Origin of the sequence: Streptomyces sp. NPDC005393 (assembly GCF_040606675.1) — a bacterium.
GTDB lineage: Bacteria > Actinomycetota > Actinomycetes > Streptomycetales > Streptomycetaceae > Streptomyces.
The window spans coordinates 25,168-34,041 of record NZ_JBEXFG010000060.1; the positions used below are offsets into that span (position 1 = coordinate 25,168).

Consider the following 8,874-nt stretch of genomic DNA (forward strand, 5'->3'; position numbering starts at 1 on the left):
CGAAGATCATTTCGTTAGGAGTTCTTACTGGTGAAAATGGGGGCCGGGGCATCTGCGGATGTGGCGGAGCGGGGGCCGTGCCTGGATGTCCAACCTGCTCCACGCGTCTGCGGTTCGAGTGTCACGTCTGCTGCGGGCACTGGCGGGCGCCACAGGCCGCGCTCCCGGGCGTTGGCGAGTGTCTGGCGGGAGCCGGAAGGGAAGGGTTCGGGGCCGCCTCCTGGTCCGCCGCCGGCGCACACGGTGGGGACGGGACGGTCGGTGGCGCCCCAGCCAAGGGCCTCGGCCATGGACACCCACCGAGCGCGGCCCGGCCCGAGCAACGACTCGGGCTCGGCGACCTGGGCGTGGGTGGGAGCGGGCGGTTCGGCAGTACGGACCCGGGAGGCGAGCAGGATCGCGCGCTTTCTCGCCTGCGGTACGCCGTAGTCGGCGGCGTTGAGGATGCCGGTCCATACGGAGAATCCCCACCGACGGAGGGTGGCCGCGTACTGGCGCCACAGCGGCAGAACGTCGGGGACCTCCTCCATGGCGACCCACTCCGGCTCGCCCACCGTGTTCAGGGCATGGAGGTAGGCGCATGGGCTCGGCGGCCAGCAGACTGCGCTCATCCCGGCAGGCAGCAAGCAGCTTCTCGCGGGTATCCCGCCCGGCGGCGAGGTCCGCGACCGCCTGGTGCACCAGCGGCTGGTCCACCAGGCCGAGGCGCTTCCAGAGCGGCCAGCCGTACGGCCATGGCGTCGTCGGTGAACTCATCATCGTCGTCAGCCCAGTTCAGGTGCGGGGTGCGTACACGGGTGAGGGCGAGGTTGCGGGCGCAGGCAGCGCCGACCGGGCGGGGCAGCAGTGCGGACGCGCGGGTCGTCCGCGAGCCGCGCGGGCAGGCGCCCGGGATCGGCGCCGTCGATGGCGATCACTGCCTGCCAGGGCACGGTCTGTCGCGTCAGGCTGGCGCGCATGGCGGTGAAGTAGCCAAGTCGGTCCTCGCGAAGGCGGATGGCGATGACGACTGTGATCGGGGGCGAGGCTGACGTGGGCAGGGACATCCTCCTGGAGGGCTGAAGGAGGGCTGCCATGAGCCGGGGTGTAACCGATGGCTGCCGTGGGCAGTCCCTCGGGCGAGCCGACAGGGGAGTCGGCCATCGTCGGAGGGGATCCCATGCGCCGTACGTTCCGTACACGGAGAATCCGCAGAGCTCTCGTCACGACTGGTTGCGCGGCGGCCCTGGCGTTCGGGTCCACGGCCGCCGTCGCCACGCCCGGCAGCGGGGTAACCGGCACGGTGCTCGCCAAGGGCACCTCCGCCGGGACCTTGAAGGTCAAGGCCGAGGGGCGTACGGATGTCATCGTCCGTACGATCACCATCGAACCGGGCGGCTCCACCGGTTGGCACTACCACCCTGGCCCGCTCATTGCCGTCGTCAAGTCCGGCACCCTGACCCGGACCCTCCACGACTGCTCGGTCGAGGCGACCCCGGCGGGCACGTCCTTCATCGAGCCCTCCGGCTCCCACCATGTGCATATCGGCCGCAATCTCGGCACCGAGCCGGTGGAGCTGTACGCCACCTATCTGGTGCCCGAGGGCAGCCCCCTGTCGGTGGACGCGGATGCTCCGGAATGTGCCGAGGAGTAGCCCGGTCGTGACTGGGAACCCCGGCTGACCTTCCTACTGTTGAATAGGGCCGCTAGTTCAGCTGGTCAGGTGCTCCCGTCCGCGTGCAGGAGGGCGGTGAGGATCGCCAGAGGGGTTGCCGCTGCCCAGGCCTGCGGTGCGCAGGAGTGAGGATAGGGCAGCGGCTTGGGGTGTTCCGCGCGCCCGTAGCCGGCCAATACCTCTGGCAGGCGGTTGTCGTGGTGCGCGGCCGCCTCCAGGAGGCTCAGGGCCAGCGTGCGTGCCTCGGGTGCCAGATCGCAGCGGGCTAGTCCGAGCAGAATGATGGCGTTGTCGTGCGGCCAGCATGTGCCGCGATGGTAGGAGAGCGGGTGGTAGCCGGGCTGCCCGGCGGCCAGAGTGCGGATGGCCCATCCGGAGAAGAAGTCGGGTTGCAGCAGTCGCCGTCCGACACGTTGTGCGTGGGAGCGATCGAGAATGCCTGACCACAGCAGGTGCCCGGCGTCGGACGCGAGCGAGTCGACCTGTCGCCCCTGCCCGTCCAGCGCAAGGGCGGGAAAGTCGGGTTCGGGCATCCAGAAGTCCCGGAGGAAGCGCGTACGCAGAGCGCTGGCGGCCGCGTCCAGTTCGCCGGCCCAGCCAGGGTCGTTCCAGACCTCGCGGGACAGCCTGGCGGTGCGGACCAGCGCGTCGTATGCGTATCCCTGAGCCTCGGCGACTGCGATCGGCCCCTCGGCTTGGGTGCCGTTGTGGAAGCAGATTGCCCCGGCGGAATCTTTCCAGTTCTGGTTGACCAGTCCGTTGGGGTCGGGCGTGTAGCGGAGGTAGCCGTCATGCTCCAGGCCGCCGTCCCGGAACATCCACGCAATGGCCGCACGTGCGTGTGCTTCGAGACGGGCGGCGAGGGAGCTGTCGCTGGTGGCCTGCGTGTAGCTGTCGAGGAGCACGAGGAAGAGCGGGGTCGCGTCCACGGATCCGTAGTAGCGGCCGTACGGTACTTGGCGGAAGTGGGCCAATTCGCCGTGGCGGATTTCGTGGACGATACGGCCCGGCTGTTCACCTCGGTCTGCGTCGTACCGTGTGCCCTGCGTTGCTGCGAGCGCCGCGAGTGTGTCTGCGGCGAGTTCCGGCCGGTACGGCAGTGCGAAGTGGGAGGTGAGGAGGGAGTCGCGGCCGAAAAGGGTGAGGAACCAAGGAACTCCGGCGCCGGGAACTCGCAGCTTCTCGCCGTCAGGACCGATGGTCGGTACCCGCAGCGTTGCCAGGTCGGCCAGACCGCGGGCGCATGCTGCGGCCAGTCCGGCGGGCGAGTCGTCAGGCATCGGGAGCTGCACCTCGCCGACGAAGGCCGCGGTGTCGGCCGCACCGGCCGACGCGGCTTCGGACGGCGTGACGAGCGGCTTCGGGGCGGGTGAGCCGTGCGGGTGTGCTGCAACGGTCAGCAGCAGTCCCGCCGTTCCGTGCCCGGGGAGGGACAGCTGCCACTCCAGTCGGTGGGCCGTGCCCTCCGCGCCGAGGGGCGCGACGGCGGCCGGTGCGGGGGCTGTGGTGACGGTCGTACGGGAGAGCCAGTCACCGCGTGCGTACCCGAAGGTGACTCCGTCGCTTTCGACACGGACAGTGCGACGGGCGCCGTCCTTGTTGTAATGCCGTCCGTCGGACCGGAGTTCGAACTGGTCGGCGAAGTCGGCGTCGACACACAGGTTCACGATCGCGGTGGTGTGGTCCGCTCGGTTGCTGACCAACCGGAGCCGCTCCGTCAGGACTCCGTCACCGAGTGTCTGCTCACGGAAGACCGTGTAGGCAGGAGGCTCGTCACGAGTACCCGGTGGGATCAGTACGCAGGCGGAGGGCTCGTCACCGCCGGGGGGTACGAGCACGGTGGGTGCCGCGCCGTCGACCGTCAGGGACCAGAGACTCAGATGCCGTGCGTCGCGCCGGAAAAGGCCGTCGGGAGACGTACCGCGGCGGCCTGTGATGCCTCCCTCGGTGCCGAGGACGGCGAAGGTGCCCGCGCGGACGAGGGTGATGTCCGCTGTACCGTTCACGTTCGCGCTCCGTTCGAGGGGTCGGTGGTGCGGCTGGAGTTTCCCGCGGACGGGGCAGACGCCAGCAGATCGAGGGTGAGGGCGGCCGTCCACCCGAAGTCGCGGGTACCGCGGGCCTGCGCGGTGAAGGGGTCCACGTACTCCGCGAAGTCGCAGGCCCCCGCAGCGGCGAGCATTGAGGTGCGAAGTCGGTCCGCCGCACTGACCTGTCCGTATTGGCGCAGGCCCCGTTCCAGCAGCCAGTTGGTGTTGAACCAGGCCGGCCCGCGCCAGTAGCGGGACGGGTCGAAGGCAGGCCGGGTGATGTCGTACGACGGGACCATCGGGATCTCGCCGAGCCGGAAACCTGGGCCCGTGGCCGTCCGGATCAGTGCGTCCACGAGGTCCTGCGGGAGCCCGGGCACGATGAGAGGGAGGAGTCCGGCGATGCTGCGTTCGGCGAGGAGACCGCCGCCCACCAGGTCGCGGCAGAGGAACATTCCGTCACCGGGCGACCAGAGTCGCTTCACCAGTTCCTCGGTCAGACGTGCGGCCCGGTGTTCGTGGGGCACGGGATCGGCCCCGATCTCGGCGGCGATGCGCGCGAGTGCGTGTTCGGAGAGGATCAGCAGCGCGTTGACACAGGGGTCCTCGACCGCGAAGGCGTGCCGGCTGCCTTTGTCCGCGTATCCGCTGTCGCGGTAGTCGGTGGCGAGGCGCACGTATCGGCCGTAGTCCAGATCGGTGGGGCGCTCCGCGGGCTGTCCGTGGTCGAGGTCGGCGCGCCGGTAGGAGCCCGTCGCGGCCGGTTCGACACGTTGCAGGGGACCGTCCCAGCACGGGCTGTTGTCCATGCCGGGTTCCCACGGATGCACCATGGCGGCGAGACCCCCGCCGCCCAGGTTGCGGGGGCCCGTGAGGTAGTCGTGCCAGGCCACCAGATGTCCGTACATGCGGGGCAGGAATCCGCGGCGGCGCGACGCTTCGGGGTCGGCCTGGTGGACGAGCCAGGCGGCGAGCGCGTGTACTGGGGGTTGCACTATCCCGGAGGTCTCGATACCTGCCGGAGCTCCCGCTGCCGCGCCGTCCCGAGAGGATCGCCAGAAATCAGGGCTCGGGAAATAGGCGTCGAGGGGGACCGCGGGATTGAAGACGATGTGCGGAATCCGTCCGTCGGCCCACTGGGCGCCGACCAGCGTCTCCAGCTCGCGCTGAGCACGCCGCACGGACAGATGCCGCAGGCCGATGGCGATGAAGGCCGAGTCCCAGCTCCACTGGTGGGGATACAGGCCACGGGACGGGACGGTGGAACCTCCCGTCCAGTTGGTGAACAGGACCCGTGCCGCGCCGCGTCGAAGAGTCAGGTCGTCGACGGCGGCGGGCACGGGGGTCTCGAGCAACAGCGTCACGCGCCGGACCTCCGAAGAAACGCGGGGATCGAACGGACGGCCTCGACAGGGTCGCCGGTCAGGCGGCACTCGGCGGCCAGATAGCCCTCGAAGCCGATGGTGTTCAGGGCGCCGAGCCAGGCCGGCCAGTCCAGGTGACCGGCCCCCGGCTGGAACCGGTTGGAATCGCTGACCTGGGCATGGCCGATGTACGGGGTGGCAGCGAGGATCGCAGCCGACGGATCGGCTTCCTCGATGTTCATGTGGTAGCTGTCTATACCGATACGGACCGAGTCCAGCCCGACCGTACGGATCAGGTCCGCGGCCTGCTCCAAGCGGTTGACCATGTGGTCCTCGTACCGGTTCAGCGGCTCCAGGTAGAGGGTGACGCCCTCCTTGCGCGCGTGTTCGCCCAGCTCCGTCAGGCCGGCGAGCAGCACGTCGCGGTCCTGCTCCTCGGTGCGCGGCGGTTCGAAGGGGGGCAGGCGACGCGAGAACATTCCGTACGAGGCCGGGGTCTGCACGCCCAGCGCACCGATCTCTGCCGCGACGCTCAGCTGTGACTTCATCTGCTCCAGCGCGTCCCGGCGCAGGGCATCGTCGAACGCTGCGAAGAAGTGCAGCATGTCGACACAGACGGTGGGCATGACGACACCGTCGGTGAGAGCTTGCTTCAGCTCGGGCAGGCGGTCACGGAAATGGAAGTCGCCCTTGGAGCGCAGTTCGATGGCGTCGTAGCCGGCGTCCTGGGCGAACGACCATTTCTCCTGGAGCGAGTTGCCGGGAAGCAGTTGTTCCTGGCAGGCGGTCTTGATCACGGGGTGCCTTTCGGCGCTGACGAGCAGCGCGCCGCAGTCGTGTGGTTCGTGTCGCGGGAGGGGGCCGGGCAGGCTCAGAACTCCAGCACGACCTGGAGCGCATCCGCGGGCCGCTCGTCCAGCAGGACGTAGGCATCGGCGGCGTCCTCCACCGGGACGGTGTGGCTGACCAGGGACTCCACGTCGACCTGGCCTTCCGCCACCAGGGACAGGAACGTCTGCTGGAGCCGCTCCACGGTCCAGCGTCCCGCGAGCTGCGGCGGGACACCGCCGATCTGGGAGCAGATCAGCTGTACGCGGTTGTGGTGGAACTCGTCGCCGAGTCGCAGCCCCGTCCCGTCGCCCTGGTAGAAGCCGGACGCGACGACCCGGCCACCGACGGTGACCGAGCGCAGAGCCTCGTGGAGCGCCGGGTACACGCCGCTTATCTCGATGGCGACATCGGCGCCGGCGCCGCCGGTGGCCTCACGGATGCGTTCGGCGACGCTGTCGGTGCGGGCGTTCAAGGTGTGCCGCGCTCCGTAGGCTCGGGCCGTCTCGAGCCGGTCGTCAAGGGCGTCGACTGCGGTGACCCGGGCACCGTTGAGCTGAGCAAGGCGCGTGGTGAGGAGGCCGATCACACCCTGACCGAATACGGCGATGTCCTCGCCGAGATGGATGTCGGCAGCCAGTACGGCGTTGTACGCGATGGCGCCGACCCGGGCGAAGGCCCCTGCCAGAGGTTCGAGCCCGGCGGGCAGTGTGTGTCCCACCATGCGCTCGGCCGGCACGATGCCCTCGCTGCGGTGACCCCAGATACCCCAGACCACATCGCCGGTCACCGGCATACCCGGCGTACCGGCGAGCTCGGGGGAGACCTCCGTGACCTCGCCGACCTCGGAGTAGCCCCAGCCCGCCACCGGATACTCGATGCCTGCTGCACCGTCGCGGAACAGCCGGGCCCCGGCGTCCCAGGTGCGTGTCAGATACGGGTTCGTGCCCCGGTAGGCGGTGAGCTCGGTTCCGGCGGAAATGCCGGAGTACCTGGTGCGTACTCGCAGGTGCCCGGGAGGAAGGGGCGAGCTCTCGTGCTCGGCGACTTCGACCTGACGAGGGCCGGTGAACTGGACGACGCGTTCCACGGAGGGCTCCGATGGTGCTGAGAGGGGGTGTTGCTCGCTGACTTACGTCGAAGATATCTCAGAGTTATGTCTTGTCAACAAACAAAAGTGATGCTGAGATGCACTTTGAAAGTGCATAAGTGGCGTGAGGAAACAGCATGGTGATGAAGACCCGACGGTCGAGGGCGACCGTGTTCGGGCTCGCCGCGACCCTTGCCGCAGGCCTGCTAGCAGGCTGCTCAGGCGTCTCAGGTGCCGATCAGGAATCCGACAACCGGATCACGGTGTGGTCGCAGGAGAACCTGCCGCCGCGGATGGCCGCGACGCAGAAGGTCGTCAGCCGGTTCGAGAAAGAGACAGGCGTAAAGGTCGATCTTGTCGGCGTCGACGAGGCCCAGCTGCCGCAGCTGATCATGTCCGCAGCCGCCGCCGGAAAGCTTCCGGATGTGATCGGCGCCGTGCCGATGGGCCAGGTCTGGCAGATGTACGGCAACGGACTGCTCAACACCGAAGTTGCGGACAAGATCGTCAAGGACCTGCACCCGGATACGTTCAACAGCAACGCGCTGTCGCTCACCGAGGATCACGGCACCCGTCTCGGCGTCCCCTCCGACGCCTGGCTCCAGTTCGTCGTCTACCGCAAGGACCTGTTCGCCAAGGCCGGACTCAAGGCGCCCGACAGCTATGCAAGCGCGCTGAAAGCCGCAGCCGCCCTGGACAGCAACGGCCGGTACGGCGTCTCCCTCGCCACCGATCCGTCGGACGTCTTCACCCAGCAGAGCTTCGAGGACCTGGCGCTGGCGAACGGCTGCCAGCTCGTGGACGGACAGGGCGAACCAGCCCTCGACTCACCGGCCTGCCGCGCGGCCTTCACCGCCTACGACGACCTGGCACGCAAACACGGAGCGCCAGGAACCCAGAGCGTGGACACCACCCGCGCCACCTACTTCTCCGGCAAGTCCGCCATGATGGTCTGGTCCTCCTTCCTCCTGGACGAGCTGGCAGGCCTGCGCTCCGACGCACTCCCGAGCTGCCGGGAATGCAAGAAGGACCCGAAGTTCCTCGCCCGCAACACCGGCGTCGTCACATCCCTGCAGGGCCCCGACGGCAAGGCACCCGCCCAGTTCGGCGAGATCACCTCATGGGCCGTCACCAAGACCGCCGAGACCGGACCCTCCGAGAAGTTCATCGAATACATGATGGGCAAGGGGTACACGGACTGGTTCGGCATGGCCCCCGAGGGCAAGATCCCGGTCCGCACCGGCACCCCCGACGCTCCCGGCTCCTTCCAGCGCGCGTGGCGCTCCAGTGTCATGGGCGTCGACCACCACGAATCCATGAAGAAGGCCTACCCGTCCGCGCTCCTCGACCAGCTTGTCACCGGTGTGAGCGACATGAAGCGATGGGGCCTCACTCAGGGGCAGGGCACCCTTGTCGGCGCCACCAACGGCGAACTGCCCCTTGCCAAAGCCATCGGTGCGATGACCGGCGGACAGCTCTCGCCCGCCGAGGCCGCCAAGGAGGCCAACGACGAAGTGGCCGCCCTTCAGAAATCCCTCCAGTAGCCGCAAGGCCGCTCCGTCATCGAGGTATCCGACCCATGAGCACAATTCAGAGCGCCGCGAAGAAGCGCCGCTACCGGCCACAGACCTCCAGCAGGCGGGAGAACCGCGCAGGCCTCGCCTTCGTCACCCCCACCTTCCTGGTCGTCCTGGTCGTCGTGATCCTGCCGATCCTGTGGACCATCCTGCTCGCCTTCCAGAACTCCAAGCTCGTCAACATTCAGGAGAACGGTCTCTTCGGCCGCTGGACCCTGGACAACTTCGAGCAAGTCTTCGGCTCGCCCGGCTTCTGGAGCAGCCTTGGCACCACACTGCTCTACACGATCGGAGCCACCGCAGGCTCCGTGATCCTCGGCCTCGTCGCAGC

Annotated in this window: 6 protein-coding genes and 3 pseudogenes; 3 read left to right on the forward strand and 6 right to left on the reverse strand. The window is 68.6% G+C overall.

Annotated elements, in window-relative coordinates; translation table 11 throughout:
- Window positions 1–23: 23 nt before the first annotated feature.
- Together ABZS71_RS31630 and ABZS71_RS31635 are read right to left on the reverse strand one after the other, a co-directional pair.
- A pseudogene (locus ABZS71_RS31630) lies at window positions 24–759 on the reverse strand (DNA cytosine methyltransferase); the annotation flags it as partial.
- Window positions 707–959 (reverse strand): annotated as a pseudogene (locus ABZS71_RS31635) (glycosyltransferase); the annotation flags it as partial. The pseudogenes ABZS71_RS31635 and ABZS71_RS31630, both read right to left, overlap by 53 nt.
- A gap of 200 nt (window positions 960–1,159) precedes the next feature.
- On the opposite strand from ABZS71_RS31635, the gene ABZS71_RS31640 reads away from it, so the two are divergent.
- Window positions 1,160–1,633 carry a cupin domain-containing protein gene (locus tag ABZS71_RS31640; RefSeq protein WP_356215520.1) on the forward strand — a complete coding sequence of 158 codons (474 nt, stop codon included), beginning with the start codon at window positions 1,160–1,162 and terminating at the stop codon, window positions 1,631–1,633.
- Window positions 1,634–1,698: 65 nt separating this feature from the next.
- Here the strand turns inward: ABZS71_RS31640 and ABZS71_RS31645 are convergent, their stop codons facing one another.
- The 4 genes from ABZS71_RS31645 to ABZS71_RS31660 form a co-directional block, all read right to left on the reverse strand.
- Window positions 1,699–3,660, reverse strand: a complete 1,962-nt coding sequence (locus ABZS71_RS31645; protein WP_356215522.1) for a glycogen debranching N-terminal domain-containing protein — start codon at window positions 3,658–3,660, stop codon at window positions 1,699–1,701.
- Window positions 3,657–5,048 carry a hypothetical protein gene (locus ABZS71_RS31650; protein ID WP_356215524.1) on the reverse strand — a complete coding sequence of 464 codons (1,392 nt, stop codon included), beginning with the start codon at window positions 5,046–5,048 and terminating at the stop codon, window positions 3,657–3,659. Before ABZS71_RS31650 ends, ABZS71_RS31645 begins: the two co-directional genes overlap by 4 nt.
- Window positions 5,045–5,845 (reverse strand): sugar phosphate isomerase/epimerase family protein, encoded by an 801-nt coding sequence (locus ABZS71_RS31655; RefSeq protein ID WP_356215526.1) that lies wholly within the window; start codon window positions 5,843–5,845, stop codon window positions 5,045–5,047. The genes ABZS71_RS31650 and ABZS71_RS31655 overlap by 4 nt, the downstream gene beginning before the upstream one ends.
- A 74-nt stretch (window positions 5,846–5,919) precedes the next feature.
- Complete coding sequence (locus ABZS71_RS31660) at window positions 5,920–6,966, reverse strand: zinc-binding alcohol dehydrogenase (protein WP_356215528.1); 1,047 nt, start codon at window positions 6,964–6,966, stop codon at window positions 5,920–5,922.
- Between the two features lie 137 nt (window positions 6,967–7,103).
- Between ABZS71_RS31660 and ABZS71_RS31665 the strand changes: the two genes are divergently transcribed.
- Together ABZS71_RS31665 and ABZS71_RS31670 are read left to right on the forward strand one after the other, a co-directional pair.
- Complete coding sequence (locus ABZS71_RS31665) at window positions 7,104–8,510, forward strand: extracellular solute-binding protein (RefSeq protein ID WP_356215530.1); 1,407 nt, start codon at window positions 7,104–7,106, stop codon at window positions 8,508–8,510.
- A gap of 35 nt (window positions 8,511–8,545) precedes the next feature.
- Window positions 8,546–8,874 (forward strand): annotated as a pseudogene (locus ABZS71_RS31670) (sugar ABC transporter permease); the annotation flags it as partial.